This window comes from Streptomyces sp. NPDC088350 (assembly GCF_044753545.1).
Taxonomy (GTDB): Bacteria; Actinomycetota; Actinomycetes; order Streptomycetales; family Streptomycetaceae; genus Streptomyces.
In genome coordinates, this window is the sequence record NZ_JBIVNL010000004.1 from 35179 (window position 1) to 61349 (window position 26171).

Sequence of the window (26171 nt, forward strand, 5' to 3'; positions counted from 1 at the left end):
TGTGGATCACTCGCACCCGCCCGCTCACAGATGACGCAGGCCGAACCACAACTCCATCCGTACGTCCGGATCGTCCAGGTCCGCGTCGAGCAGTGCCGCGCACCGGGCGATCCGCTGCCGCACGGTGTTGCGGTGCACGGCCAGGGCGACCGCCGTACGGTCCCAACTCCCGTGCAGGGAGAGCCAGGTGCGCAGGGTCTCGGTGAGCGCGGGGTGGCCGGCGAGCGGCGCGAGGAGGGTGCGGGCGTGCGCCTCGGCCTCGTCGTGGGGGACCAGTTCGGCGAGGCCGGGGCGGCCGGAGGCGCCGTGCCGGACCAGCGGGGCCCGGGTCGCCCGCGCGCGGGCCAGGGCACGGGCCGCCTGGGTGTCGGCGGCGGGCCAGTCCCTCGGGGTCACGGCGGCACTGACCCCGAGGGTCCAGCCGGGCTGCGGGGCGGGTTCGCCCTCGCCGGGGACGAGGACCCGTACGACGTCCGGAGCGAGGTCGATCAGCGCGGAACCGAGCGCGGCGCCCAGCGCGGACGCGGTGACGGGGTCGGGGGCGGTATCGCTCCCGGGCGCCGCGTGCACGACGGTCCACCGGTCACCGCCGAGCAGGGCCGCGACGTCCTCCGGCGGGGCGCCCAGCAGCAGTCGTACGAGCGCCGACGAACGGTCCGCTCCCGTACGGCTCTGGTGTTCGCCGGTGAGGAGGGAGAGGAGTACGGCGGCGACGGAGGCGATGGTGTGGTCGCCGGGGTCGCGCTGCGGGGCGGCGACCCCGAGGACGAAGCCCTGGCCGGTGCCGAGGGCGTAGGCGGCGAGGTGGGCGCCGGGGACGGTGTCGGTGGCCGACGTGGGTGAGGGGGACGGAGACGAAGGTGTGACGGTGGGCGGCCGTACCACCCGCGCCAGCCCCGCCAACGCCTCCCGCGCCTCCACCCCCGGCGCACCCCGCCCCGCCGCCGCGATCTCCGTGCCGTCCGGTCCGTACAGCACCGCGCGACCGCTGACCCGCTGGGCGAGTTGCCGTAGCACCGAAGGCACCGGGTCCGGGCGGGAGGCCGCTGCCGCGAGGCTCTGCTGGGCCTCGGTGACGCGGCGGAGTTCGGCGAGGCGGGCCTGGGCCATCAGCTGCCAGACCGCGCGGGCCACGCCGGAGAAGGTGGTGCGGGGCGGGACCTCGATGAGCGGGAGGTCGTAGTGGTCGCAGGCGGCGACCAGCGCTCTCGGCACGGTGTCGTGGACCGGCGCGACGCCGAAGCCGAGGGCGACGCCGCCCGCCTCGACGATCCGGGAGACGTAGTCGGCGAAGTACGTGCCCGAGCCGGCCGCCTCCGGGATGTGCACGCCGGCGGTGAGGAGCAGCTCGCCGCCCAGCAGATACGGGTACGGGTTCGGCATCTCCGAGGTGTGCGCCCAGTGGATCGCGATGCCGGGGTCGGACGGCCCGGCGATCTGCCGCAGCCCCAGGTCCTCGCGGGCCAGGAGGGCGGCGAGGGGCACGGGTGGGGTGGGCGGTGTCGGGGGCGTGGGTGGCGCGGGGGGTGTGGGTGGCGCGGGCGGAACCGTGAGGTCCGGCATGGTGGACGTTTCCTCCATCACCTCGGGTTCGGGTGGATGAAACGTACACTTCGCAGCCGCTTTCCGGCCACCTAGGGTCGGTCGCGGCGCAAGCCGTCCCCCGACACTCCCCGAGACTCCGAGCACGCGCGTAAGGAGGCCCCCGTATGGCCGTCGACTACACCGTCATCGTCGTCTACCTGGCCGGCATGCTGGCCATGGGCTGGTGGGGCATGCGCCGCGCCAGGTCCAAGAGCGACTTCCTGGTCGCGGGCCGCCGCCTGGGCCCGGTCATGTACTCCGGCACCATGGCCGCGATCGTCCTCGGCGGCGCGTCCACCATCGGCGGGGTCGGTCTCGGCTACCAGTACGGCCTGTCCGGCGCCTGGATGGTCTTCACCATCGGCCTCGGCCTGCTCGCCCTCTCCGTCTTCTTCTCCGCCCGCATCGCCCGCCTCAAGGTGTACACGGTCTCCGAGATGCTCGATCTCCGGTACGGCTGCCGGGCGGGCGTGATCTCCGGCATCGTCATGTGGGCGTACACCCTGATGCTCGCCGTCACCTCGACGATCGCCTACGCCACGATCTTCGACGTCCTCTTCGACATGAACCGGACCCTCGCGATCGTCCTCGGCGGCTCGATCGTCGTCGCGTACTCGACGCTCGGCGGCATGTGGTCCATCACGCTGACGGACATGGTGCAGTTCGTGGTGAAGACGATCGGCGTGCTCCTGCTCCTGCTGCCCGTCGCGGTCGTCAAGGCGGGCGGGTTCGGCGAGATGAGGGCGAAGCTGCCCACCGAGTACTTCGACCCGCTGGGCATCGGCGGCGAGACGATCTTCACGTACGTCCTGATCTACACGTTCGGCATGCTCATCGGCCAGGACATCTGGCAGCGCGTGTTCACGGCCGGCAGCGACAGGACGGCCAAGTGGGGCGGCACGGTCGCCGGTACCTACTGCCTCGTCTACGCCCTCGCCGGTGCCGTCATCGGTACGGCGGCCAAGGTCCTGTACCCGGACCTCGGCAGCCCGGACGACGCCTTCGCGACCATCGTCAAGGACGAACTCCCGGTCGGTGTACGGGGATTGGTGCTGGCCGCCGCGCTCGCCGCCGTGATGTCGACGTCGTCCGGCGCGCTGATCGCCTGCGCCACGGTCGCCAACAACGACATCTGGTCGCGGCTGCGCGGAGCCGTACGGCGGGACGGCGGGGAGGCGGAGCGCGACGAGGTGCGCGGCAACCGCGTCTTCATCCTCGCCATGGGCGTCGCGGTGATCGGCACGGCGATCGCGCTGAACAACGTCGTGGAGGCGCTGACGGTCGCCTACAACCTCCTCGTCGGCGGCCTCCTCGTGCCCATCCTCGGCGGACTGCTGTGGAAGCGCGGCACCGCACAGGGCGCACTCGCCTCGGTCGTCGTCGGCGGCCTCGCGGTCGTCGGCCTGATGGCGTCCTACGGCATCCTCGCCAACGAGCCTGTCTACTACGGCCTGTTGTCGTCTCTGGCCGCGTATGTGACCGTCTCTCTCGCGACACCGGCGACCGACGCGGCCGTACTCGCCGCGTGGCGGGACCGGCTCGCGGGACGCAGTGCACCCGAACGCGCGTCCGAGCCGGTCCCGGCTCACCAGTAGAGTCATCACCAGAGGTACGAAAACCCCATACGCGACGAAGCGTAGGAAAGAAGGCAGTGCCCATGACCAGCAACGAGACGCCCCGCGGCCCCGTCGACTCCTCCCGCACCCCGCGCTACGCCGGACCCGCGACCTACGCGCGGCTGCCGCGCCTGGACGAGGTCGGCAGGACCGACGTCGCGGTGGTCGGGGTTCCGTTCGACGCCGGTGTCTCGTACCGGCCGGGCGCGCGCTTCGGCGGCAACGCGATCCGCGAGGCGTCCCGGCTGCTGCGGCCGTACAACCCGGCGCAGGACGCGTCCCCGTTCGCGCTGGCGCAGGTCGCGGACGCCGGTGACATCGCGGCGAACCCGTTCAACATCAACGAGGCCGTCGAGACGATCGAGGCGGCGGCGGACGAACTCCTGGGCAGCGGCACGAGGTTGATGACCCTGGGCGGCGACCACACCATCGCCCTGCCGCTGTTGAGGTCCGTCGCGAAGAAGCACGGCCCGGTGGCGCTGCTGCACTTCGACGCCCATCTCGACACCTGGGACACGTACTTCGGCGCCGAGTACACCCACGGGACGCCGTTCCGCCGGGCGGTGGAGGAGGGCATCCTCGACACGGAGGCGCTCTCGCACGTCGGCATCCGCGGGCCGCTGTACGGCAAGCAGGACCTCAAGGACGACGAGAAGATGGGCTTCGGCATCGTGACGTCGGCGGACGTCTACCGCCGGGGCGCCGACGAGGTCGCCGACCAGCTGCGCCAGCGCATCGGCAACCGGCCCCTGTACATCTCCATCGACATCGACTGCCTCGACCCGGCCCACGCACCCGGCACCGGCACACCCGAGGCCGGCGGCCTGACCTCCCGCGAACTTCTGGAGATCCTGCGCGGCCTGGCATCCTGCAACCTGGTGTCGGCGGACGTCGTCGAGGTGGCACCGGCGTACGACCACGCCGAGATCACCTCGGTGGCCGCGTCCCACACCGCGTACGACCTGATCACCATCATGTCCCGTCAGATCGCCGAGGCGCGCAACTCGTAACGCGGGCCGGGCAGTTGGCGACGCGACGGGCAAACGGTCACGCGATGGGCAAACGGTGACGCGATGGGCAATCGGTGACGCGCCAGAGAGACCTTGAGAGAACCTTGCAGAGAGACCTCGCAGAGCGACCTCGTAGAAAGACAGAGACGACGTGACGCACGACCACGACCTGGAACTCCGCCCGACGGCCGCGCAGACCGCCGCCGCCCTGAACCCGCCCCCCGGGCGCAACGGCGGCGACCTCGTCGTGGAGACCCTGGCCGGGCTCGGCGCGACGACCGTCTTCGGGCTGCCCGGCCAGCACGCGCTCGGCATGTTCGACGCGCTGCGCCGCTCCGACCTCCGGTACATCGGGCTGCGGGTGGAGAACAACGCCGGGTTCGCGGCGGACGCGTACGGTCGCATCACGGGCGAGGCGGCACCGCTGCTGCTGTCCACCGGGCCGGGCGCGCTGACCTCCCTGGCCGCACTCCAGGAGGCGCGGGCGGCCTCGGCCCCCGTCCTGGCGATCAGCAGCCAGATCCCGACGGCGGGCCTGGGCGGCGGCAGGCACGGGTATCTGCACGAACTCCCGGACCAGTCCGCCTCGTTCAGGGGGGTGGTGAAGTCGGTCCACACGGTCCGCGCGCAGTCCCAGATCCCGTCGGCGATCGCGGAGGCCTGGAAGTCGGCGCTCACGGCTCCGCACGGCCCGGTGTGGGTGGAGATCCCGCAGGACGTGCTGCTGGCTCCGACGCCGCTCCCGGTGGTGACGGCGGTGGACGCGACCCCGGAGGACCTGGTCCCGCGCCCCGAACTGACGGCGGTGGCGGCCGACTTGCTGTCGAGGGCATCCCGCCCGGCGATCATCGCGGGCGGGGGAGTGGTACGGGCGGACGCGTCGAAGAAGCTGCGGCAGCTGGCGGAGAGACTCCAGGCACCGGTGGTCACGACCCCCGGCGGCAAGGGCGCGTTCCCGTGGAACCATCCGTTGTCGTTGCAGTCCTGGCTGGAGGACCGCCACACGACGGACTTCCTGGAGGACGCGGACGTACTGCTGGTAGTGGGCTCGGGCCTCGGCGAACTCTCCTCCAACTACCACACGTTCGCCCCGCGCGGCCGGGTCGTCCAGATCGAGGCGGACCTCGGCAAACTGGAGTCCAACCACCCGGCGTTGGGCATCCACGCGGACGCGTGGCACGCGGTGCAGGCGCTGTTGGAGACAGTGGGCGAGCGCACGGATCCGACGGCGGAGGAGCGCGTACGGGATCTGCTGGCGCGGGTGCGGGAGCGTATCGACTCCCAGGAACTGACCCTGGAACAGGGCGTGTTGGAGTCGGTGCGCAGGGCGCTGCCGGCCGACTCCCCGTCGTTCTGGGACATGACGATCCTCGCCTACTGGGCCTGGTCCGCCTTCGACGCGAAGGGCCCCAACCACCTCCACTCCGCCCAGGGCGCCGGCGGCCTCGGCTACGGCTTCCCGGCAGCGCTGGGCGCGGCTGCGGCGGATCCGACGCGGCCGGTGCTGGCGGTGTCGGGGGACGGGGGTGCGCTGTACTCGATCGCGGAGCTGGCCACGGCCAAGCAGTACGACCTGAACGTCACGTGGCTCATCGTCGACGACGGCGGCTACGGCATCCTGCGCGAGTACATGACGGACGCGTTCGGCGAGGCGACGGCGACGGAGCTGACCCGGCCGGACTATGTGGCGCTGGCGGAGTCGTTCGGGGTGCGGGGGGTGCGGACTTCGCCGGAGGCGTTGGAGGCGGACCTCGCGAAGGCGTTGGGGGAGACGGGGCCTTCCGTGGTCGTACTTCCGGCCGTGTTGCGGATGTTCGCGGCTACGCATCTCGACTCGGGCGAGCGGTAGGGCAGTTGACCGGCGGCGGCAGCGGCGGGTCAGGGCAGGGAGGACACCGGCTTGCCCGCGGCGCGCAGCAGGGCCGCCCCGAGTGGGGTGAGTGTGTGCAGGACGCTCGTGCCGAACCGGAGGCTGTTGATCAGCCCCGCGTCCCGCAGAGCCGTGATGTGCTGGCTCACCGTGGGGGCCGACACCCCTGCCAGCCGGGCCAGTTCGCCGGTGGTCGCGCCGGGTGCGATGCCCCGCAGCACCTGTGCCCGGGTCCGGCCGAGCAGCACGCCGAGGGGCCGGCCGACGGCGACCGGCCGCGTCTCGCGCAGCACGGGGTAGACCAGCACGGGCGGCAGTGACGAGTCGGCCAGCGCGATCGGCGTGCCCCAGCAGAAGTACGACGGCACGAGGGTCAGCCCGCGCCCGTCGAGTCTCAGGTCGCGCTCTTCCGCCGGATAGTGCACATGGAGCACCGGTGCCTCCCAGCGCATCTGCGGTCCCAGCCCGCCGAGCAGTCCGTCCGCTCCGTCGGCCAGCAGGACCCGCCCCCGGAGCGACCGGTCCGCCTCCACCCGGGCCAGCGCCCGGTCCCGGTAGGGCGCCACGGCGATGTCGTAATACCGCCGTAGGGAATCCGCCACGTCCTGACGCGTGTCGCGTTCCACGAGCCGCGGTGCCCAGGGCGGCGCGCCGACCGCCGTGAAGCGCGCCACCTCCTGGCGCACCCGGTCGGCGGGGGTGTCCACCAGCGCCGCGAGCCCGGCGGTGAGGCCCTGGGTGCTTTCCGCCGGGGTCAGGAAGTCCGGGAAGTAGGCCGTTCGCGGGAAGAGCGGCAGCAGGAGGTGCCGCAGGACCCCCTCCAGCCCGTGGTCCGCGAGCCGCACGCGGGTCGTCCGGTACCACTCCGCGTGCGCGCTGCGCCCCTGCTGGGTCTGCAACCGGTGCAGGCTCAGGGCGATCTCCCAGAGCGGATCCGGCTCGGACGCCAGCCGGGTGCGGGCCAGGTCGGCCTCGGTGAAATGGATGCGCAGCATGACGGTCCCCCCGTCCGGCCGTTGTGGCCGCGCGAGTCATCATGGCCGCCGCCGGACACGGCTGACAACACCTGCAACAGGCGTTATTCAGACATGAGTTCATCCGTCCGAGCCTCGCCGTGCTTGCCGGAATTCCGCCGCTGACCTGTGCTTTTCGGCCAGGGCCGCAAAGCATGGGAATACGGTCCGGCCGCTGTCAGTGTTGCTCGGGTCACCCCGAGCCCGACAGAAAGGGAAATGTCATGTCTATGACCTTGAGGTCCAGATGGGCCCGGTCGCGCAGGGCGTTCGCGGCGACCGCCGGAGTGGCCGCGGCGCTCACCGTCGGCGGAGTCCTCACGGCGTCCCCGGCATCGGCCGGCACTCACTGCTCCAGCGGCTACCACTGCGTGTTCTGGTCCACCTTCAACAGCGCCAGGCACTCGTACTTCAACAGCGACAGCAACTTCACGAACGACACCTTCAACAGCACGACGTACGGCAGCAGCGGCTCCGGTACGACCGTCAACGACAACGTCGGGTACGCCAGCAACTCCAGTACCGGCAGCTACTACTCCCGGTACTACCTGGACATCAACTACGGCGGCGGCATGGTCTTCTGCGTCGCGCCCGGCGGGGACGCGGACGCCATCGTCGGGGGGTCGGCCAGCTCTCTCTCGCTGACGACCTCGAACCCGGGCGGCTGCTGGGACGACTGACCCGCGCCCTGTGGTGGATCCGGCGGAGCGCCGCCGGATCCACCCTGCTGGGAGGAGGAAGACCTTGGTAACACGCAAGTTCGCCGCGCTCGCGACCGCCGTGGTCGTCGTCGCCTGTGCCGCCTGGGTGTACGTCGGCCGGTCGGGTCCGTCCGCGACCGACACCCCGCAGCCGGGGCCGGACATCGGCCGCCTGAGTGCCGGCCTGCCCTTCTACCCGCTCCGGCACGCGCCCAGCGATCGACGGTGGCGGATCGACCGGGCCGTCCGGAAACTGACCATCACCTGCATGGCCGCCCGCGGCTACCGGTACACGCCGGCCGCCGTCCCCCGGCCGACCGCGGCCACCGTCGACCATCCGCTGCCGTTCGGCCTGGAGTCGCTCGCCACCGCCACCGCCACCCCCGAACCGGGCGCGTCGGAACAGCCGAAGAGCAAGGCGTTCCTCGTCGCGCTCTACGGTCCCGCCGACCGGCGTATCTCCGCCCGGGGCAAGCTCATCAAGGTGTCCGTGCCGGCCACGGGCTGCCAGGCCGAGGCCAAGAAGCGGCTGCTGGGCTCCCAGCGTCGGCAGTGGCTCCAGGTGACCATCGATCTCGGCGAGGGCGAGCAGCAGGCCCGCAAGAACCTCGACAAGGACCCGGCCTTCCGCGCGGCCAACGCCCGTTGGGCGCGGTGCGTACTGGCCGCCGGAATCGAGACGGACGACCCCGTCCACCTGCTGCAAAGCCTTCCTCGTGACACCGACTTCGCCACCAGCCCCGTCGCCAAGGCGGATGTGCGCTGCAAGTCCGACACCGACTACCTGCGTACGGCCTACACCCGGCTGGCCGTCGCCCAGCGGGCCTGGCTCGACGCGCACCCTGCGGTTCTCGCGAGCTGGCGGTCTCTGATGCGACGTCAGGACAGCGCCGCGAGAGGCGTCTTGGGGTGACGGAACGGCTGTACGGGTGCTACGGATGCGCCCTGTGCGGCCGTCCAGTCATCGGCGTTCCGGTTGGGCGGGGGTGGCGCCGGGCTCTCGTCGGGAGAACTCCTCGCGGTATTCGTGGTGCTGCGGATGTTCGCGCCGGGGCGGAGACTGCGTTACTCGGCTGCTGGGCGTGCTGGCGGGGAACTTCGGCCTGATCGCCGGTGTACGTGAGCCTCTCCGAGGCTCTGTTCAGCCCGGGGCTCCCTATGCCTCCTTACTGGACACACGAGTTGGAGATCGACTGTGTGTCCAGGGCCGGAGGCCCATGGATGTCGTGGGCGCTGTAGGGCTCGCCGGGCCTGATCGCCCACTGGCACTTCCCGCAGATCCTCACCGGCGGACACTCCTCACCGCGCGCCACAGGGCCAGGCCGGTCTCGCAACGGGAGACGTCGTCCACGCACTGTTCGCAGGACGGGGCGTGGTCGAGGATCGCCCGGTAGGCGTTCTCGCCGACGCAGGGATGGCAGCCGCGAGGGAACCACTGCGCACCTCCTACGTCCGTTTCGTTCGTTCGCTCGCCGAGGTCGACGGCTGTCTCGATCGTGAGCGTCAGGCCGCACCAGACGCAGTCCCGTCCCCGGATCCGGCGCTCGGACAGGTCCTCCACATCCGGTAGCGGCACGAAGAAGGCCGGGTTCTTTTCGAGTGCTGGAGTGCCCGGTCCTTTGTCGGCTGTCATCCGCATACCTCCCGAGGTGTCTGCCGCGACCGTAGGGAAGCGCGGTTTGCGGATTCCACTGACTTGCACTGGCTTGCATGTCAGTTGTTGACCGAGTTGAGCAGCAGGACACGCTCTTGACGGCATGAGATACCCGGTCGAAGGTGGTGCAAGTCCATGTAAGCAACTGGATGTTGGAGGGCACCATGGCGCTACGGCTCATCGGAATCGATCCCGATACCGACAAGGATCACTGCCCCACCGTCTGGGTGGACGAGGAGAAGGGCGAGTTCGTCATCCAGGGCTGGAAGGCGGACGAGCGGCTTGAGGAGGAAGTCCGGGCGGCCGGCCCGCTGCCGGACTACGAAGCCGTCGTGCGTATCCCGGTGCGCATGGTCGACATCCTGAAGGAGGCGTGCGATGTCGCCGATGCCCGCGTTCAGGGAACTGATCGCTGAGGCCAAGCACTCGGCCGTCCATCTGGAGCTGCGGGACTCGTACTTCAGTAATCCCCGCTTCGAGGCGTGGCAGCGGGGAGAACGTGTCAACTGGGCAGACCGGGCTTCCTGGTGGGACTCCTTCGAGGACTCGATCGCGGACGCCGTAGCGCGGGGTGTGACGGTTCGTCGGGCCCGTGTGGTCTCGGAGCCGGTGACGGAGTACATCCGCTGGGAGCACTACGTCACGCGCGGCAATGTGGAAGCTGGGGAACTCGTCCGGTGGCTTCCGCGCCGTCGGGCGTCGGACCTGCTCCTGCCGGGCAACGACTTCTGGATCTTCGACGACTCCCTGATCCGCGTGCACCACTTCTCCGGCGACGGCGGGTCGGTGGACGATGAACTGCTCGACGACCCGGAGCTGATCCGAGTCTGCGCAACGGCCTTCGAGCGCATCTGGGAGCGCGCCATCCCTCACGACCAGTACGAGACCAAGTAAGCGAGCGCGACAGTTCGGCCATGCCACCCACCTCCCCCTCGTCGAGAGTCGAGGCCGCCCGCAAGGCGCTTGCCGGTCGGCTCCGTGAGATCCGCCTGGACGCGGGGATCACGAAGCGAGAACTTGCCGCGCGCTGTGAGTGGAGCGAAGCGAAGTCCTCGCGCATCGAGAACGCCCGCACGGCACCCTCCGACGAGGACATCCGGTCGTGGTGCTGTGCGTGCGGTGCCGAGGACCTGGCGCCCGACCTCGTGGCCGCCAATCGTGACGCCGACTCCATGTACGTCCAGTGGCGGCGCCTCCAGCGCACGGGCCTGAAACGGCTCCAGCAGTCCACGGTGCCGCTGTACAAGCGAACCCGGAACTTCAAGGTCTACTGCCACAACGTCGTACCGGGATTCCTCCAGACGCCTGGATACGCCACGGCCCTCCTGCGTGCCATCGCTGCTTTCCGAGACCTTCCGGACGACGTCGCCGAGGCCGTCAGAGCCCGAACGGACCGCTCCCGCATCATCCGTGAGGGCGACCACCGTTTCGCGATCGTCGTTGAGGAGGCCGTCCTCAGGTACCGCCTCGGCGACGCGGGAGTCATGTCGGGCCAACTCGGCCACCTGCTCTCCGTGATGGACCTGCCGGCCGTCTCGCTCGGCGTCATCCCGGCGGACATCGAGCGGACGATGTGGCCCATCGAATCCTTCACGATCTTCGACGACGGGCGCGTGGACCACGAACCGCTCTCGGCCTCCGTGAAGATCACCGCTCCGGACGAAGTAGGCCAGTACGTCAAGGCGTTCGGGGAGATGCATCGCCAGGCGGTTTACGGGGCTGAGGCGCGGGCCTTGATCCTCAGAGCCATCGAGGTCCTGCACTGAACACGCTTCGTCGCGGTTCTCCGAGAAGGAGTCCGGCACTACGGTTCCCGGGCCCTCGGTGGCTGAATTTCTCACGGCACCGCGGTAGTCCAGCTCGGCCGGGACCATCGGTGACACCACGAGTCGGTCGACCAGAGCAAGAGCTTGTACGGAGGACTCATGATGGGCGTCCTTCCGGTTGTAGACGGCGAGGAGGACCGAGGTGTCCGCGACGCCGAACAGATGCCGCTTCAACGGCCACCTTCCTCGAACAGTCTCGCCGGATCGAGTGGCCAGGTCGGAAGGCCCGTCGAACATGGCCCGGGCCAGAACGGCCATCGCCTCCGAGTCCTCCCCCAAGGGCGAGGAGAAGGACAACGGGACGCCACGTGCGATGTGGTCCAACGCCACTTCCTCTGGCGTACGTCCCTCCAGGAGCGCGAGTGTACGCAGCACTTCGGCCTGGTCGCCGGTGTAAGTGAGTGTGACCGTGACGGCGTCGTCCGGTGTGGCCGGTCGGTCCGACGGGGGAGCGGAGGCGTCGTGCACGGGGATCTACTCAATACGCGCGGCGAGATGCGGTGTACGACGATTTCAACGGTATCGATGCATCAGCGGTATCGCAGTGTTGCCCGCGTTCATCGTGGCAGCGGCAGCTCTGCCCATGTCGCCTTTCCGATGCCGTGCAGCCTGGGGCAGCATCCCCAACGCTCCGCCAAGGCCTGGACGAGAGAGAGTCCCCGGCCTCCTTCGTCTTCGAGAGCCGCTTCTCGGGGTCGGGGCTGGCGATCGCTCGCGTCGGCGACCTCCACGCGCAGCCGTCCGTCGTACGAGGCGAAGCGCACGCTGATCTCGCGGCCGGGCGGAGTCCGTGCGTGCCGGATGGAGTTGGTGACGAGTTCCGAGAGCAGCAACTCGGCGGTGTCGACGACTTCGCCAGCAATCTTCCAGTCCGTGAGCTGCAAGCGAAGGAGCGCGCGTGCGCGCCCAGCACTGCGCGGGCTGTGCGGGAGTTGCCATTGAGCCTCCCGCATGCCGGGGCTTGCGGGTTGTGCGGTCGCGGTGTGGGCTGACAAGAAGACCTCCACGGCAGGTAGCAGCAGACAGGCTTACATCTCTAGAGATATGGGCCCAGTCAGTGAAGCGGTCCGCGTGTAGGCGTGTCAATAGATCTCTAGAGATGTGCAAAATTGCTCGTCCCGGATCAGCGGTCGGCTGTGAGGGTGTGGCGGCTGGTGCCTAGGATGTCTAGAGATGACCGGAGGAGAGGCCTGGATGAGCGGCGGGGACACGGGGCGTCAGCCGAAGTACCAGCGCATCGCGGCGCAGCTGCGGGCGGCTGTCGAGGCCGGCGAGTATGGGCCCGGTGAGCGGCTTCCCGGCGAGAACGACCTCATGGCCGAGCATGGTGTGGCGCGGATGACGGCTCGGCAGGCCCTGGGTGTTCTACAGACGGAGGGCATCGCGGAAGCACGCAAGGGGGCGGGGGTGTTCGTCCGTGACTTCAAGCCGATCCGGCGGCGCGGGCTCGAACGCCTCGCGCACGCGCAGTGGGGCGAGGGGCGTTCCATCTGGACGACCGATGCAGGAGACCGTGAACTCGTCGTCGACTCGGTCGAGGTGACTGAGGAGGACGCTCCGGCCGCGATTGCGGGAGTGCTGAGCCTGGGCGTCGACGAGGAGGTACGGGTTTGCGTGCGTCGTCGCCGGTACGTCCTCGATGGCAAGCCGGTACTGCTGTCCACCTCATACCTTCCAGCCGAACTGGTCGCCGGTACACGGATCGCGCAGCCCGACACCGGCCCAGGCGGTATGTACGCCAGGCTTGAGGAACTCGGTCGCCGCCCCGTCCGCTTCCGCGAGGAAATCCGCTCCCGCATGCCCAGTGCCCAGGAGGCCGACCGGCTCGCCCTGTCGTCAGGTGTGCCGGTGGTGCTCGTCGTGCGCACGGCGTTCGACGCGGAGGGGCGGGTGGTCGAGGTGAATGACATGGTGCTGGACGCGGCGTCGTACATCTTGGAGTACGACTTCGAGGGTTGAGCGCGCCTCGTGCGGATACATGGTGTTGCAGTTCTTTGACCTGGAGGAGGGCATCTTTCTGGGGTGCCCGCCTGGGCGACCTGCCTAAGCGGTACGCCGAGGATTGTGCAATCCTCTGGTCTGCTGGATAGGCTGAACTATGAGTGATGTCACCTTCCTCAGGCAGCGAGAGCCCGTTGACGAGTACGGGCGGGCTTTGTACGCGGTCTCCCGCTCAATCTTGAGAGCAATGCTCGACCAGCTGAGTACTCAAGACCTAACAGACCTAAACGTTGATCGCGTTGATGCCACGATGCGCCAGTTGTCGCATTATGCCCGCCTTGAGCGAGATAAGGGTATGCGAGGTGACGGCTTCGAGTGGGCCGTCCATGAGGCAATTGCTGGCGGTGAACCATTGGTGACCGAGCTCGTTGCCGATGCCCTTGGTCGCACGTCGCCCAAAGTCTTTCGTGGCTCGTCTGGAACATCCTCACTTCTCTTCGGTTATGAGCGAGCCAAGTATCTGGGGTTTCTTGAGGCAGTGGTTGAAAACGCTGGCGAAGAGGCCGTCCTCCTGCCGGATAGTCAAGGTAGGCCGTATCGATTCGCGAGTGATTGGCTCAAGCATGCCGCACGTGGGGCAAATGCCGAGGCCATCCTGGGTGAGCGAATTAAGTAGATCTGGAAGACGGACGTCTTTCTCTCTGATGAGAATGCTCGGCGATACGCCGCAGCAACGATCAAGAGCAATCATGTGCATTTGGAGGGCGGCCCCGGACTGCGCGTAGCCATCGTTCCAGCAGCCACCAATCTGCGTCCAGGTGTTCGGTTCGATCGCACTCATGGGCTTTGGCTCGCGGTCCTGCCTGACCCTGACGGTTTCATGGGGCTTTTTAATGACGCTTACTGGTCTGTGGCGTCGGCTGTCTACACGATAGGGAAACAGGAGCGCCCTCCCTACTACCTGAAGCCGAGCGTCAAAGGGCAGAGAGTGGCAGAGCAGCTCGAAAAGTACCCCACCGCGAAGGTTGTTGATATTGAGAATGCTCTCGATGAAGCGGCTCAGCAGCATCTTGTCGAAGTGAAACAGCAGCTGGTTTCGGTTGAAGCACCGGAATGGTTGCACATCAATGAGCTGCGGACGCCCGTAATCGCGCCGAGGCCGCAATTTGAGCCACTTGATTGATCGTTCTTGAGCGTCGAATGGTATCCGACGTTGGATTCCAGATGCTGCGCCGGTTGCATTTGGTGATCCGGTGGCAGTACCGCCACATTGCTGTCGAAGTCCGAGAGGTTCGGATCTCCTCGGCGATTTCGTGTGGCCGACCCGTGTCGCTTGTCGGAGTTGATGGCTGGGCACACTCTGTTTGATTGCCTGCGGTTCGACCGCAAGTTGGTTCGGTGAACTCCATTGGATAGCTGTCCAGTTGACTGCCCTTCTGGCAACGATCGGGCTCCCCGCAGATCGCGAGGAGCCCGGCCAGGTACCGCCGTCTACCAGATGTCCTCCACCCACTCCGGGTGGTCGATGAACGGGTTCCGGTTGTGCTGGTACGTGTTGTAGATGACGTTGTTGCGGTTCTCCTCAAAGGAGTCCGGCGGGTCCTCGTCGTTCCACTGCTTGAGGACGGAGAGCTTGCCGATGTACGGCGTGCTGCCGTTGGCGACCTTGTCGTCGGGCTCCAGGTCGGCGAAGCCGTCGTCGCCCTCGTAGCGGACCGCCATGTAGAGGATCATGCGGGCCACATCGCCCTTGACGGCGTCACGGGGCTCGAAGGAGTCCGAATCGGCCTTGCTGCCACCGCTGTTGGTGAACGTGCTGCCGCCCTCGTCGAAGTCGAGGTTGCCGCGCTTGCCGTTGACCGCCACGTCCTCGGGGCGGATGTGGTGCAGGTCCGTGCCGGGGCCGGTGGACGTGGTGAGGTCGCCGTGCGAGATCGCCCAGACGTGCTCGCGGTTCCAGTCGCCGCTGTCCCCGCCGTTGAGGGACTTGCTGCGGGAGATGCCCGAGTACAGCAGGATCACGTTGCTGCTGTTGCTCGGGTCCTGGTCCGTCACCTTCAGCGCGTCCCAGAGCGCCGAGTACGACAGCTTGCTGACACCGCTGCTGATGATCGTGTGCAGCGAGGACTTCAGGGTCGTACCCGTCTTGCCGACCGCGTTCTTGTAGTACGTCGAGTCGTACGCGGTCGTCGTGGCGGCGGCCGGGGTCGCTGTCAGGGTCGGGGCCGTGAGGCCGACCAGGACGGCGGCGGTGGTCAACGCCACCGATTTCCAGCGGTGGATGCGAGTCGCCAACATAAAGAGTGTCCCATCTACGCGGGTTGAATGGGGCGGCAAACGGGAGCGTGGCATGCACATGCGGTCGTGTAAATAAACGAGGTGTGTCGATCGGGTGACCGGAAGCGACAATTTGCCCCGTGTCTACGCGAGTTGACTGTGCGGGAGGCGCACGGGAACGGCCCCCGACCGGTGGGTCGGGGGCCGTTCGTTGTTGTCTACGTCGGTCGTGTCGGCGCTACTTCACGTCCGACGGGTCCAGCCGGTACAGCGTCGACGTGTTGGTCGTCGAGGTCGTGGAGGTGGAGGACGAAGAACCCGAACTCGTCTTCGTCGACGCGCTCTTGTCGTACGCGCTCTCCTTCACCGCCGTCGCGTTCTTCTGCACCCACGCCGTGATCTCGGTGTTCAGGCTGCTGTTGCCGCCCATACCGCCGCCGCCGAGCTGGATGTAGTGCAACTCGCCCTTCTTCACCAGCTCCTTGAGCTTGGCGAGGGTCATCGCCTTGTCGGAGCCGGTGAAGCCCCACATGGAGATGACGGGCTTGTGGGTGCTGAGGATCAGCTGGCCCGCACTCTGCGAATTGGACACCGCGAGCAGCCACTTGGCGCCGTCCTGGTGCTTCTCCAGGTACGCGATGAGCGCGCTGGACGTGGTGCCGCCCATACCGCCGCCGCCCATTCCGCCGCCGCCGAAGCCGCCACGCGTACCGCCGGTGCCGCCGCCCGGAGCCGTACCGGTACCGCCCGCCGTACCCGTGCCGCCAGGAGCCGTACCGCCGCCGGGGAACTCCCCGTTGGTACCGCCCTGTTGACCACCCGTCGCGCCACCTGCCGTACCGCCACTCGGCGCCCCGCTCGGTGCTCCGCCCTGCGGCAGCTCGCCCGTTCCGCCGCCACCCGGCGTCATCCCGCCAGGCGCCTCGCCGTTCGCCTGGCCGCCGCCCTGCTGGGTGCCGCCGGGCATCTCGCCGGTCCGGTTGCCGCCGAAGCCGCCCCGGCCGCCGCCCCCGCCGGGACCGCCCATGCCGCCGCCGGTCGACGGACCGGCCGTCGGGTTGGTGCCGCCCATGCCGCCGGTGGTGCTGGAGGCCGCCGGAGTCACGGCGTACGCCGTCGGACCGGCCAGGGCCGCGACGATCGCCGCCACGATGGACGCGGTCAGCAGCCGGGCCCGGTTGCCGGAGCCGGTGCGGAAGACGAACAGGCCCACGACCGCCAGGACCATCAGCACACCCACCGTCGGCCACAGCCAGGTGTTCCAGCCGGAGGCACGGCGGAGCACCACGATCGCCCAGATGCCGGTGACCGCCAGGCCAGCCGGCAGGACCCAGGACCAGCGGGCGTCGCCGCCGCGGAAGGCGCGCCACAGCATGACGCCGCCGCCACCGCACAGCGCCGCGATGCCGGGAGCGAGCGCGGTCGTGTAGTAGGGGTGCATCGTGCCCTGGGCCATGCTGAACGTGACGTAGTGGAGCAGCGTCCAGCCGCCCCACATGACCAGCGCGGCGCGCGTCGCGTCGGTGCGCGGGGCGCGGCCGACCAGGACCAGGCCGGCGATCAGGGCGATCGCAGAGAAGGGGAGCAGCCAGGAGATCTGGCCGCCGAGGATGTCGTTGAACATCCGGCCGATGCCCGCGGTGCCGGCGAAGGTGCCGCCGCCCCCGCCTCCGCCGCCGTTGCCCTCGCCGCCGAACACGCGGCCGAAGCCGTCGTAGCCCATGATCAGGTCCCAGGCCGTGCCGTCCGTCGAGCCGCCGATGTACGGGCGGTCGGAGGCGGGGACGAGGGAGACCGCAGTGGCCCACCAGAAGCTGGAGACGGCCAACGCGACCGTGGCCAGGGCCAGTTGGACCAGCTTCTTCTTCCAGCCGAGCTTCGACGCGAACAGGTACACGGCGAAGACGGCGGGCAGTGCGATGTAGCCCTGGAGGAGCTTGGTGTTGAACGCGAAGCCGAAGCAGACCGCCGAGCCGAGCAGGGGAAGCAGCTTCTCGGTGCGCACGGCGCGCAGGCCGAGGGCCGCGCCCGCCACCATCAGCAGGACGAGGAGGGTGTCGGGGTTGTTGTCACGGTTGATGGCGACCGTGATCGGGGTCAGCGCGAGGACGAGCGCGGCGATCGCCGCGGCCACGTGCCCGAAGTACCGCTTCACGGAGGAGTGCAGGATCCAGATCGTGCCGAGCGCGGCGGCGACCTCCGGCAGCATCATCTGCCAGGTGCCGAAGCCGAGGATCCGGCACGACAGGCCCATCACCATCAGGGAGAAGGGCGGCTTGTCGACCGTGAGGAAGTTGCCCGCGTCCAGCGAACCGAAGAACCAGGCCTTCCAGTTCTGCGTGCCGCTGTAAACGGCGCTGCTGTAGAAGCTGTTGAGGCTGGAGCCGGTCAGGTTCCAGGAGTACAGCACCGCGGCGAGGACCATGATGGCGATCAGCGCGGGCAGCGACCAGCGGGGCGTGGTGAGTGTGGGGGGCGGTCCCTGTGGCGGCTCGGCGGTCGGTGCGCCGGGGGCCACGGAGTGACCGGGGGCCGGGGGCAGGGGGTCGGTGGCAGATGTCACCACTGCACCCTGCATACGGCCGATGGGTGCAGGCTGTGCTCTGCCTGGGGGCAGGCTGTGGGTGGATGAAATACAGGTAAGAGTGTGACGGGCCGGTGGTCCGAACCCCCGACCCAGGCACCCTTGTGATCGCATCGGCATCCGTGCTCGTCGCCGACGGACACGCTACGGCGATCACTCGTTCGGCTGCCTCGGGCCGTTGGTGAACGATATGTTCCCGTAGGCCAGAGCCGTCCCCGGGCGGGCCACTGTCGGACCCGGCGACTACCCTGAGCACGGAGAGGAGGGCAGCTTGCTACTGAGATTCCGTGTCGCAAACGTACGGTCCCTGCGCGATGAGCAGGAGCTGTCCTTCCTCGGGCCCGAGCCCGGGACCGAGGACGATTCGAGCTCTGCTGCCCGGCCGGTCGAGCTGGCCGGCGGCCGGTCACTGGGCGTCCTTCCGCTGATCGGCATCTTCGGTGCCAACGCGTCGGGCAAGTCGAATGTGCTCACCGCACTCGTCGACATGCGTAGCGCGGTCCTCAACTCCTATGCGCGCTGGGCCTCCTTCGAGGGCATCCCGCGTGCCGTCTTCGCGCTCGACCCCAGGGGGCAGAGCGAGCCGAGCTTCTTCGAAGTGGACCTCGTCATGGACGGGGTGCGCTGGACATACGGGTTCGAGCTCGGCAGGACCCGTGTCGAAGCCGAATGGCTGCACAGCTACCCGCGTGGCCATCGCCAGGTGTGGCTGGACCGGGACGCCTCCAGGGCAGAGGTGTACGAGTGGCCGGGAACCCGGGTCAAGGATCGCGCTCAGCTCGTCCGGCGCACCCGTCCGAACGCACTGCTGCTCTCCACGGCAGGCACGGACAACCACCCGCAGCTGTCTCCGCTCTTCCACTGGTTCCGCCGCAACCTGTGGCTGATCAATCCGGAGGACGAACGGGCACAGCGCGAGGCGTTCACCCGACAGGAACTCTCCGGAGCCCGATCCCGCCGTATCGAAGAACTGTTGCGCGTGGCCGACCTCGGCATCACCGGAACCGAAGTCGTCGACGACGGCAAGGGCCGGGCGACGGTGAAACTGGTCCATCGTTCGGCCACGGGTGAGGTCGCCTTCGACTGGCAGACCGAGTCGTTGGGCACCCGGTCCTGGTTCGCCCTGCTCGGGCCGCTTCTACTGGCCCTCGACGAGGGCGCGGTGCTGCTCGTCGACGAGCTGGACGCCAGCCTCCATCCGCGCTTCGCGGCCGAGGTCGTCCGGCTCTTCCACGACCCGTACGCCAATCCGAACGGCGCGCAGCTGGTCTTCACCTCGCACGATCCGTCGGTGCTCACCACGCCGAGTGGCGGGCGACTGCTGGAACCCGACCAGGTGTGGCTGGCGGAGAAGGACAAGGACGGGGCGACGGAGCTCTATCCGCTGACCGCGGCATCTCCCGGGGAGGACGAGGACCTGATGAAGTCGTATTTGGCCGGGGCCTTCGGCGCGGTCCCGTCTCTCATCGAGGGACAGATCGCCCGGCGTCTGCTGGCCGACAGTGAGTATGCCGAGCACGAGGTGGAGCAGGCCTGATGGCGAGGACGCGGGGGAAGGACTCGCTGGGGCCTGCGCAGCGCCGGGGACGGCGTAAGAGAGTCGTCCACGTCTTCACCGAGGGGCTGGTCACCGAACCCTCGTACATCGAGATCATCAAGCAGTACGGCGTCCCGGCCGACCCGGCGTTGACCGTGGAGGTCCGCATCGCGAACGCCTCCGCCCCCGGTTCCCAGCGCAAGCCGCTCAAACTGGTCGAAGCGGCGGTCAGGCTGATGCGGGACGAGCAACGGCAGGCGAAGCGCAGCGGTCTGGAGAAGAAGTACCTGCCCCAGGTCTGGTGCCTGTTCGACCGGGACGAGCACGAGGGCATCGAGACCGCGTTGAAGCAGGCGCGTGAGGGGGACGTCCGAGTCGCCTTCTCCCATCCCTGCTTCGAGGTCTGGCGGCTGCTGCACCACAAGTCGGTGACCGGCACGTTCGGCGGGGTCTGCGGCCAGGTGACGACGAGACTGCCGTTCGCGAAGACACCGAAGGACTCGGCGAACATCAAGCTCGTACTGCCCCACCAGGTCACCGGCGGCTACCTGGACGCGAGGAAGCGCGCCCTTCAGATGAACGCACAGCACGGCGACCACGTGGCCCTCGTCAACCGGGACCCGTACACCGACGTTCACGAATTCGTGGAGCAAGGGCTAGGAATCGCCTCGTACTGACCGCGTTCGGGCAGTGCCGTTTCAGACGGTGCCGTTTCGGGCGGTCGCGAATCCCGACCGACACCGGCAAGCGGATTTCGGTCCAGGCCGCTGCGCCCTTAGGGTTCCTACGTCACTCTTCAGGTCGTAGGGAGTCGTACGTGGCCAAGCTCACGCTCGCGCAGTTGGAGCGGCATCTCTTCGCCGCCGCGGACATCCTCCGCGGGACGATGGACGCCTCCGAGTACAAGGATTACATCTTCGGTCTGCTCTTCCTGAAGCGGGCCAACGACGAGTTCGAGGCAGCGCGTGAGGAGATCAGGGACTACGCGGTCAGGGAACTGGGTCTGACCGACGAGATGCTGCCCGGGTTCCTTGAGCAGGAGTCCGAGTACAGCGAGCGAGATGTGCTCTTCGTACCGAAGAACGCCCGCTGGAAGTGGATCTCGTCGGCCACGCACAACATCACCGAGGACCGGCTGCGTCCGGCGCTCCAGGCGTTGGAGGGCCAGAACACCAAGCTCAAGGGTCTCTTCGACCACCTCGACTTCAACCGCATCGGCGGGTCCGGTGCAGCTGCGGGCGCGGCCAAACTCGCCGACCAGCGGCTAAAGTTGCTCATCGCGCACTTCGGCCGCATCCGGCTGCGTACGGACGACTTCGAGTTCCCCGACCTGATCGGTGCCGCCTACGAGTACCTGATCAAGGAGTTCGCGGACTCGGCAGGCCGTAAGGGCGGCGAGTTCTACACCCCGCGTGCGGTGGTCCGCATGATGGTCGAACTCCTCGGCCCCAGGCAGGGGATGAGGATCTACGACCCGTGCGTCGGCTCGGGCGGCATGCTCATCCATGCCAAGGAGTACGTCGAGGAACACGGCGGCGACACGTCGGACATGTTTTTCGCGGGCCAGGACGCCAACAGCGGCTCCTGGATCATGTCGACGATGAACATGGTCCTGCACGGGGTGCGCCGCTTCGACCTGCACACCGGCGACACGCTCGCCGAGCCGGCGCATGTGCCGAAGTCGGACGCGGACCGCTTCGACGGGGTGCTCAGCAACCCACCGTTCTCCATGGACTACGTGCTCAGCGACCTGGCGTACGGGGCGCAGCGCACGACGTACGGGGCGACGAGCGAGCGAGGCAAGGCCGACCTGATGTTCCTCCAGCACATGCTGTGGGAGACCAAGCGGGAGGGCCGCGGCGGCATGGTCATCACCGTCATGCCGCACGGGGTGCTGTTCCGCGGGGGCGGAGAGCAGGCGATCCGTACGAAGCTGCTCGACGAGGACGCGGTCGAGGCGGTCATCGGCCTCGCGCCGAACATCTTCTACGGCACCGGTATCCCGGCCTGCATCCTGGTGCTGCGCCCGCCGGGGAAGAAGGATCCGGCGCGGGCGGGCAAGGTGCTGTTCGTCAACGCGGACCGCGAGTTCCATTCGGAGCGGGCGCAGAACGTGCTGCTGCCCGAGCACGCCGAGAAGATCACGTCCGCGTTCCACGAGTACGCGGAGGTGCCCGGCTTCTCGCGTGTCGTCAGCCGTGAGGAACTGCGGGACAACGACGACAACCTCAACATCCGTCGTTACGTGGACAACACGCCGCCGCCCGAACCGCAGGATGTGCGGGCGCACTTGGTGGGTGGAGTATCGCGTGCGGAGATCGAGGCGAAGAAGGAACTGCTCGACTCGTACGGGATCGTGCTGACGGACCTGTTCGCGGAGCGGGATCCGGTCGACGAGAAGTACGTGGACTTCCTGCCGGAGGGGAGGCGGCCGGATGCTGCCCGGCTGGCGGAGCTGGCGCGTCCCCGTGAGGACGCTCTCCGGGCGGCCTTCGACACGTGGTGGGCGGCGGAGGCACGGCAGTTGGAGGCGGTCGCGGCGACGCCGGAACGTCTTGCGGACCTGGAGCCTTCGGAGCGCAAGGCCGCGCTGATGGCGGTGCGTGGTTCGTTGATGGAGTCGTTCGTGGAGCAGTTGCGCGGGGTCGGGCTGCTGGACCGGTATGCGCTGGCGGGTGCGGTGGCCGGCTGGTGGTACGAGGCCAAGTACGACTTGCTGGCGCTGTCGGAGAACGGGTTCGGGGGTGTCGTCGACGGTTGGGTCGAGAACGTCGAGACGATGCTCGCGCCTGAACAGGACCCGAAGACACGGAAGTTGAGGAAACGGTCGGCTGCGGAGCGGCGGCAGGCGTACGACCACAAGGTCGTTGCCGCGATCGCGCCCGACTTCTTGGAAGAGTTGGCGGCGGCGGATGCGCGGAAGGCGGAGCTGGATGCGCGCTGGAAGGAGCTGAACGCTGAGCCGGAGTCGTCGGAAGACGGTGAGGGTGAGGGTGACGAAGGTGACGAGGACGCTGTCACACCCGAGGCCGTGGCGCTGAGTGTCGAGCAGTTGGCGGAGCTTGCCCAGGTGAAGAGGGATCGGGCGAAGGTGGGGGCGCGGATCAAGCGGCTTGAAGGGGACTTCTGGTTCGAGCGGGCCGCTGCTTCTGCGGGGCAGTCCCAACTGGGCGAGGAGGAGCCGCGGTTGTTCCGGGCGCGGGCTGCGTTGGATGTGCAGGGTGAGCGGCGGGTTGTGCTGGATCTGCTGCGGGGTGACCTTGTGGGGAAGCTGGATGGGCATGTGGTGCGGCGGCGGCGGGAGCTGCTCGATGCGTATGGGGCATGGGTGGGCCAATATGCGGTTTCGTTGGGGGAGATCCGGGCCGAGCGGGAGCGGGCAGTGGCGACGATGGACGGGGTCCTGAAGGAGCTTGGCTATGCGCTCTGAAATTAAGGATTGGGTGTCTGCCCCGTTGGGTGATTACCTTTCACGTATCGAGGCAGGTCGAAGCCCAGATTTGCCTGATATTCCCACCTCGCCTGGAGGCTGGGGCGTTCTAAAAGTTAGCGCAGTACATGCGACCGGCTATCGGCCAAGTGAGAACAAAGTTGTAGTCGACCTTGGTTCTGTTGATCCCCGCTACGAGGTTTTCCCCGGAGACCTACTGTTCTCCCGCGCGAACACGCCAGATCTGGTTGGTTCGGCATGTATGGCCACAGCATCTAAAGAACGCCTTCTTCTGTCAGATAAGACGCTACGTTTGACTGTCAATCCGACCCTTGCTGATTCTCGGTATGTCTGCATCTGTTTGTCTAGTCATCGCGTTCGCCAACAGATCGTGAATGCGGCTTCGGGTAGCAGTATGAGCATGCAGAACATTAGCCAAGGTGCCATTGAGAGGCTTATCCTGTGGTGGCCGCCTTTGGGTGAGCAGCGGTCGATCGTTGAGGCTTTCGATTCGGTTGATAGCGTGATCTCACTATCGGATCGATTCTTGGAAAAAGAGCTGCTCATCGAGGAAGGTCTACTGAGGTACTTCCTGGAGCCGTCGCCAGAAGATGCGGTAGAGGATTGGGTTGATGGTCGTTTCGTCGAATTCGCCCACCTGCAGCGAGGGTTCGATATTACGGTCGCAGAGCAGCGTCAAGGATTGGTCCCTGTAGTATCTTCTTCGGGAATTTCGAGCTTTCATGACGTGGCTAAGGTTGGTGGTCCAGGAGTCGTCACGGGGCGAAAGGGTAAGCTTGGGAGTGTCTACTATTTGGAATCGGATTACTGGCCTCATGACACCAGTCTTTGGGTCAACGATTTTAAGGGAAACGATCCGCTCTTTGTGGCGCTCTATATGAGGGCCATGCGTCTTGAGCGATTCGACGCAGCTACTTCCGTTCCTACACTTAACAGGAACGTTGTGCATCGAGTTCCAGTGACTTTCCCCCGAATTTCGCGGCAGCGTGAAATTGTTGCTCGCGTCGAGTGTCAAGCTGCCAAGGTGTCGGCATTGAAAGACGAAATTGCCAAGCTGAGAAATCTAAAAATCGGCCTCGTAGATGATTTGTTGACCGGTAAGGTTCGAACGATGGTCGGGCGTTCAGATTGATGAAATAGCAGCCGCTGGCGTGAGGGGACGGTCCTACCTTATTCGGAATGTTGCAGGACGAGTCAGTTAGGGACTACTCCGCCCTTTACTGCGCTGATGAACGATGCCCAGTGTGTCGTCGAAAATACCAATGCGGGACCGTACGGCACCTTGGAGTCGCGGACGGGGACGCCTGACGGGTAGCCGCCGTCCAGGACTTCGACGCAGCTGCCACCCTCGTTGCCGCTGTAGGAGGACTTGCGCCAGCCAGTCAGCGCGGCGGTGTTGGGGATGGTGTGTTCAGTCACGGTGTCCGTAGTCCTTTGCTGTCGCCCTCATGAGGGCAAGTGACTCCCTCAGCGGCATCGCGTCGCCTAGCGCGAAATCGTAGATGCCTTCGAGTCGATCGACCATGGCGGGTGTGTCGTGGATCTTGCCCATGTGCAGCCCCTCGCTGTACGCCACCGGCGGCTGGTCGTCGAACTTCATCAACGTCAGCATGCTCTGCATGAGCGGGTGGACGCCGAGTTCGAAGGGCAGTACATAGACCCGTACCCGACCCCGCTCGGCAAGACGAACCAGGTGCATGATCTGTTCCGCCATGATCTCCCGGCTGCCCACGGCCCGCCGTAGCACCGCCTCGTCGAGCAGCGCCCAGACTACTGGCGTCATCGGATCGTCCAGGATCTTCGCGCGGCCGAGGCGTGTGACGAGGAGCTTGTCACGTTCCGCTTCACTCACGGGAGGGAACGGCGTGCTCAGGACCGCACGTGCGTACCTCTCCGTCTGGAGGATGCCGGGGACGAATGACAGGGCGAACTCCCGGATCATCACGGCCTGTTGTTCGAGTAGGAGAGCCGCCTCGAAGTAGTCGGCGACCGCTGCGTCGTCCTGCGGCAGGAAGCTGCTCAGCACATTCCCCGTGTTCAGGGCCTTGTCCAGCCGCCGGGCGTCCTCCTTCGAAGGCATCCGCCGCCCCGCCTCGATGTGGGCGATGTGTGAGCGGGTCATGAACGCCAGGTCGGCCAGCTGCTGTTGTGTCAGGCCTGCCGCCTCGCGTTGCTGCCTGAGCCAGTCACCGTATGTGTTGGTCATGGCCAACTCCCTTGCGACAAAAGCCTGGTCACACTCCACCCTCTGGCGAGCCTAGCCCGGCCCGTCTCACTCTGTGTGTGGATCGTTACAGAACGCGATACCCCCGCGACCGAGCGACCGGTCCGGGGGCGTGGCCATCAACAAACCCAACGGAGTTGACGACGTGAGTCACCGTATCGCCCGCCTCTTCGAACCGCTGCTGCGGTTCCTGCTTCCCGGGCCGGGGAGCCGCCGCCGCGTAGTGGCCGCACCGGCGCGCCAACGTCCCACCCCTGCGTACGCAGATGGGCACACCGCCCGACGCGCCGGCTCCCGCCCCCTGCGTGGAGAGGACCACGCGATGGTCCGCCCCTATCTCGTCGCTCATGAGCAGCGTGCGGAAGCGAAGCGGCGACGGGCCCGGCGGCGCGCCCTGTGGGTCGCCGTGCACGGTGTCGACATCGGGTCGCGGGCCGTCCACGGTGTCGAGGTGACCGCGTGATCGGCGGCCGGGCACAAGTAGCCAGGCTGCTCCCGTGGGCCGGTGCGGGAGGCAAGCCCTGTTATCTCATCGGTGACGGGACCGGGTATCTGTCCCGGGTCGCCGATGACGTCGAGTCCGTGCAGCTCGGCATGGCGGGCGAACTCCTCGACCATGCCGCCGACATACTGGCCGACCGTAAGGCGACGTCCGCCCAACTCCACTTCCTGGCGGCCCGGTTGGTCGAGGCACTGCGCGACGTTCACCGCATCGCGGTGAGCCGGGGTGTCCGTCTTGGCGTACCCGCGTGTGACGACCCTGACGAGATCGACGTTCCCGACGGTGACGACAGCCCCGTACCGGGAGACTGACCCGTCCCGCCCCCCGACCCGGCACCCACCCCGCGAAAGTGTGACACTCTGCGCGAAAGTGTCACACTTT

The 26171-nt window shown here is 67.6% G+C and carries 25 protein-coding genes; 17 read left to right on the plus strand and 8 right to left on the minus strand.

The genetic code is table 11. The annotated features are described in order from the left end of the window. Window positions 1-24: 24 nt before the first annotated feature. Window positions 25-1563, minus strand: coding sequence for a PucR family transcriptional regulator ligand-binding domain-containing protein (locus ACIQBL_RS14025; RefSeq protein ID WP_401940814.1), 1539 nt, complete (start codon window positions 1561-1563; stop codon window positions 25-27). A gap of 146 nt (window positions 1564-1709) precedes the next feature. On the opposite strand from ACIQBL_RS14025, the gene ACIQBL_RS14030 reads away from it, so the two are divergent. The 3 genes from ACIQBL_RS14030 to ACIQBL_RS14040 all read left to right on the plus strand — a co-directional run bounded on the left by ACIQBL_RS14030 (window position 1710) and on the right by ACIQBL_RS14040 (window position 6059). Then, entirely contained in the window at window positions 1710-3179 is a 1470-nt protein-coding gene (locus tag ACIQBL_RS14030) for a sodium:solute symporter (protein WP_401940816.1), read from the plus strand. Window positions 3180-3241: 62 nt separating this feature from the next. Continuing rightward, on the plus strand, window positions 3242-4210 hold the full coding sequence (gene speB, locus ACIQBL_RS14035; RefSeq protein WP_401940819.1) for an agmatinase: 969 nt from the start codon (window positions 3242-3244) through the stop codon (window positions 4208-4210). Between the two features lie 151 nt (window positions 4211-4361). Next, complete coding sequence (locus ACIQBL_RS14040; RefSeq protein WP_401940820.1) at window positions 4362-6059, plus strand: thiamine pyrophosphate-binding protein; 1698 nt, start codon at window positions 4362-4364, stop codon at window positions 6057-6059. A gap of 29 nt (window positions 6060-6088) precedes the next feature. Here the strand turns inward: ACIQBL_RS14040 and ACIQBL_RS14045 are convergent, their stop codons facing one another. Then, window positions 6089-7075: an ArsR/SmtB family transcription factor gene (locus ACIQBL_RS14045; protein WP_401940823.1), complete on the minus strand. Its 987-nt coding sequence runs from the start codon at window positions 7073-7075 to the stop codon at window positions 6089-6091. Window positions 7076-7317: 242 nt separating this feature from the next. Between ACIQBL_RS14045 and ACIQBL_RS14050 the strand changes: the two genes are divergently transcribed. Both ACIQBL_RS14050 and ACIQBL_RS14055 read left to right on the plus strand, forming a co-directional pair. Next, window positions 7318-7773 (plus strand): hypothetical protein, encoded by a 456-nt coding sequence (locus tag ACIQBL_RS14050; RefSeq protein ID WP_401940825.1) that lies wholly within the window; start codon window positions 7318-7320, stop codon window positions 7771-7773. 64 nt (window positions 7774-7837) lie between these two features. Next, window positions 7838-8707, plus strand: a complete 870-nt coding sequence (locus tag ACIQBL_RS14055; protein ID WP_401940828.1) for a hypothetical protein — start codon at window positions 7838-7840, stop codon at window positions 8705-8707. A gap of 369 nt (window positions 8708-9076) precedes the next feature. Here the strand turns inward: ACIQBL_RS14055 and ACIQBL_RS14060 are convergent, their stop codons facing one another. Next, entirely contained in the window at window positions 9077-9427 is a 351-nt protein-coding gene (locus ACIQBL_RS14060; RefSeq protein WP_401940830.1) for a hypothetical protein, read from the minus strand. A gap of 185 nt (window positions 9428-9612) precedes the next feature. Between ACIQBL_RS14060 and ACIQBL_RS14065 the strand changes: the two genes are divergently transcribed. Genes ACIQBL_RS14065 through ACIQBL_RS14075 form a run of 3 tightly spaced genes read left to right on the plus strand, consistent with a single transcriptional unit; the run spans window position 9613 to window position 11214 of the window. After that, a complete protein-coding gene (locus ACIQBL_RS14065) occupies window positions 9613-9864 on the plus strand; it encodes a hypothetical protein (RefSeq protein ID WP_401940833.1) in 252 nt (83 codons plus the stop codon). Next, window positions 9827-10342, plus strand: a complete 516-nt coding sequence (locus ACIQBL_RS14070; RefSeq protein WP_401940836.1) for a DUF6879 family protein — start codon at window positions 9827-9829, stop codon at window positions 10340-10342. Before ACIQBL_RS14065 ends, ACIQBL_RS14070 begins: the two co-directional genes overlap by 38 nt. A gap of 20 nt (window positions 10343-10362) precedes the next feature. Then, a complete protein-coding gene (locus ACIQBL_RS14075) occupies window positions 10363-11214 on the plus strand; it encodes a helix-turn-helix domain-containing protein (protein WP_401940838.1) in 852 nt (283 codons plus the stop codon). A gap of 617 nt (window positions 11215-11831) precedes the next feature. On the opposite strand, the gene ACIQBL_RS14080 is transcribed toward ACIQBL_RS14075, so the two are convergent. After that, window positions 11832-12227, minus strand: coding sequence for an ATP-binding protein (locus ACIQBL_RS14080; protein ID WP_401942490.1), 396 nt, complete (start codon window positions 12225-12227; stop codon window positions 11832-11834). A 220-nt stretch (window positions 12228-12447) separates the two neighbouring features. Between ACIQBL_RS14080 and ACIQBL_RS14085 the strand changes: the two genes are divergently transcribed. The 3 genes from ACIQBL_RS14085 to ACIQBL_RS14095 all read left to right on the plus strand — a co-directional run bounded on the left by ACIQBL_RS14085 (window position 12448) and on the right by ACIQBL_RS14095 (window position 14398). Further along, window positions 12448-13233 carry a GntR family transcriptional regulator gene (locus ACIQBL_RS14085; RefSeq protein WP_401940840.1) on the plus strand — a complete coding sequence of 262 codons (786 nt, stop codon included), beginning with the start codon at window positions 12448-12450 and terminating at the stop codon, window positions 13231-13233. A 229-nt stretch (window positions 13234-13462) separates the two neighbouring features. Beyond that, window positions 13463-13891: a hypothetical protein gene (locus tag ACIQBL_RS14090; RefSeq protein WP_401940842.1), complete on the plus strand. Its 429-nt coding sequence runs from the start codon at window positions 13463-13465 to the stop codon at window positions 13889-13891. Between the two features lie 312 nt (window positions 13892-14203). Then, complete coding sequence (locus tag ACIQBL_RS14095) at window positions 14204-14398, plus strand: hypothetical protein (protein ID WP_401940845.1); 195 nt, start codon at window positions 14204-14206, stop codon at window positions 14396-14398. A gap of 308 nt (window positions 14399-14706) precedes the next feature. Here ACIQBL_RS14095 and ACIQBL_RS14100 read toward each other — a convergent pair whose 3' ends face one another. Together ACIQBL_RS14100 and ACIQBL_RS14105 are read right to left on the minus strand one after the other, a co-directional pair. Beyond that, complete coding sequence (locus ACIQBL_RS14100) at window positions 14707-15513, minus strand: endonuclease I family protein (RefSeq protein ID WP_401940848.1); 807 nt, start codon at window positions 15511-15513, stop codon at window positions 14707-14709. Window positions 15514-15730: 217 nt separating this feature from the next. After that, on the minus strand, window positions 15731-18055 hold the full coding sequence (locus ACIQBL_RS14105) for an ArnT family glycosyltransferase (RefSeq protein ID WP_401940849.1): 2325 nt from the start codon (window positions 18053-18055) through the stop codon (window positions 15731-15733). A 292-nt stretch (window positions 18056-18347) separates the two neighbouring features. Between ACIQBL_RS14105 and ACIQBL_RS14110 the strand changes: the two genes are divergently transcribed. The 4 genes from ACIQBL_RS14110 to ACIQBL_RS14125 all read left to right on the plus strand — a co-directional run bounded on the left by ACIQBL_RS14110 (window position 18348) and on the right by ACIQBL_RS14125 (window position 24196). Continuing rightward, window positions 18348-19613: an ATP/GTP-binding protein gene (locus ACIQBL_RS14110; RefSeq protein ID WP_401940852.1), complete on the plus strand. Its 1266-nt coding sequence runs from the start codon at window positions 18348-18350 to the stop codon at window positions 19611-19613. Next, entirely contained in the window at window positions 19613-20290 is a 678-nt protein-coding gene (locus tag ACIQBL_RS14115) for an RloB family protein (RefSeq protein WP_401940854.1), read from the plus strand. The genes ACIQBL_RS14110 and ACIQBL_RS14115 overlap by 1 nt, the downstream gene beginning before the upstream one ends. A 140-nt stretch (window positions 20291-20430) precedes the next feature. Beyond that, window positions 20431-23043, plus strand: coding sequence for an N-6 DNA methylase (locus ACIQBL_RS14120; protein WP_401940857.1), 2613 nt, complete (start codon window positions 20431-20433; stop codon window positions 23041-23043). Beyond that, window positions 23033-24196: a hypothetical protein gene (locus ACIQBL_RS14125; RefSeq protein ID WP_401940860.1), complete on the plus strand. Its 1164-nt coding sequence runs from the start codon at window positions 23033-23035 to the stop codon at window positions 24194-24196. Before ACIQBL_RS14120 ends, ACIQBL_RS14125 begins: the two co-directional genes overlap by 11 nt. Window positions 24197-24258: 62 nt before the next feature. Here the strand turns inward: ACIQBL_RS14125 and ACIQBL_RS14130 are convergent, their stop codons facing one another. Together ACIQBL_RS14130 and ACIQBL_RS14135 are read right to left on the minus strand one after the other, a co-directional pair. Then, window positions 24259-24483 (minus strand): DUF397 domain-containing protein, encoded by a 225-nt coding sequence (locus tag ACIQBL_RS14130; RefSeq protein WP_401940861.1) that lies wholly within the window; start codon window positions 24481-24483, stop codon window positions 24259-24261. Continuing rightward, a complete protein-coding gene (locus tag ACIQBL_RS14135; RefSeq protein WP_401940863.1) occupies window positions 24476-25270 on the minus strand; it encodes a Scr1 family TA system antitoxin-like transcriptional regulator in 795 nt (264 codons plus the stop codon). Before ACIQBL_RS14135 ends, ACIQBL_RS14130 begins: the two co-directional genes overlap by 8 nt. 163 nt (window positions 25271-25433) lie before the next feature. Between ACIQBL_RS14135 and ACIQBL_RS14140 the strand changes: the two genes are divergently transcribed. Further along, complete coding sequence (locus ACIQBL_RS14140; protein WP_401940866.1) at window positions 25434-25751, plus strand: hypothetical protein; 318 nt, start codon at window positions 25434-25436, stop codon at window positions 25749-25751. Then, window positions 25748-26101 carry a hypothetical protein gene (locus ACIQBL_RS14145; protein WP_401940869.1) on the plus strand — a complete coding sequence of 118 codons (354 nt, stop codon included), beginning with the start codon at window positions 25748-25750 and terminating at the stop codon, window positions 26099-26101. Before ACIQBL_RS14140 ends, ACIQBL_RS14145 begins: the two co-directional genes overlap by 4 nt. Window positions 26102-26171: the final 70 nt, after the last annotated feature.

Coding starts and splice junctions, on each gene's coding strand:
- speB (WP_401940819.1), top strand. CDS start 3,242: ATGACCAGCAACGAGACGCCCCGCGGCCCCGTCGACTCCTCCCGCACC.
- ACIQBL_RS14085 (WP_401940840.1), top strand. CDS start 12,448: ATGACCGGAGGAGAGGCCTGGATGAGCGGCGGGGACACGGGGCGTCAG.
- ACIQBL_RS14135 (WP_401940863.1), bottom strand. CDS start 25,270: ATGACCAACACATACGGTGACTGGCTCAGGCAGCAACGCGAGGCGGCA.
- ACIQBL_RS14060 (WP_401940830.1), bottom strand. CDS start 9,427: ATGACAGCCGACAAAGGACCGGGCACTCCAGCACTCGAAAAGAACCCG.
- ACIQBL_RS14080 (WP_401942490.1), bottom strand. CDS start 12,227: ATGCGGGAGGCTCAATGGCAACTCCCGCACAGCCCGCGCAGTGCTGGG.
- ACIQBL_RS14070 (WP_401940836.1), top strand. CDS start 9,827: ATGTCGCCGATGCCCGCGTTCAGGGAACTGATCGCTGAGGCCAAGCAC.
- ACIQBL_RS14090 (WP_401940842.1), top strand. CDS start 13,463: ATGCTCGACCAGCTGAGTACTCAAGACCTAACAGACCTAAACGTTGAT.
- ACIQBL_RS14125 (WP_401940860.1), top strand. CDS start 23,033: ATGCGCTCTGAAATTAAGGATTGGGTGTCTGCCCCGTTGGGTGATTAC.
- ACIQBL_RS14065 (WP_401940833.1), top strand. CDS start 9,613: ATGGCGCTACGGCTCATCGGAATCGATCCCGATACCGACAAGGATCAC.
- ACIQBL_RS14045 (WP_401940823.1), bottom strand. CDS start 7,075: ATGCTGCGCATCCATTTCACCGAGGCCGACCTGGCCCGCACCCGGCTG.
- ACIQBL_RS14025 (WP_401940814.1), bottom strand. CDS start 1,563: ATGCCGGACCTCACGGTTCCGCCCGCGCCACCCACACCCCCCGCGCCA.
- ACIQBL_RS14100 (WP_401940848.1), bottom strand. CDS start 15,513: ATGTTGGCGACTCGCATCCACCGCTGGAAATCGGTGGCGTTGACCACC.
- ACIQBL_RS14115 (WP_401940854.1), top strand. CDS start 19,613: ATGGCGAGGACGCGGGGGAAGGACTCGCTGGGGCCTGCGCAGCGCCGG.
- ACIQBL_RS14050 (WP_401940825.1), top strand. CDS start 7,318: ATGTCTATGACCTTGAGGTCCAGATGGGCCCGGTCGCGCAGGGCGTTC.
- ACIQBL_RS14075 (WP_401940838.1), top strand. CDS start 10,363: ATGCCACCCACCTCCCCCTCGTCGAGAGTCGAGGCCGCCCGCAAGGCG.
- ACIQBL_RS14030 (WP_401940816.1), top strand. CDS start 1,710: ATGGCCGTCGACTACACCGTCATCGTCGTCTACCTGGCCGGCATGCTG.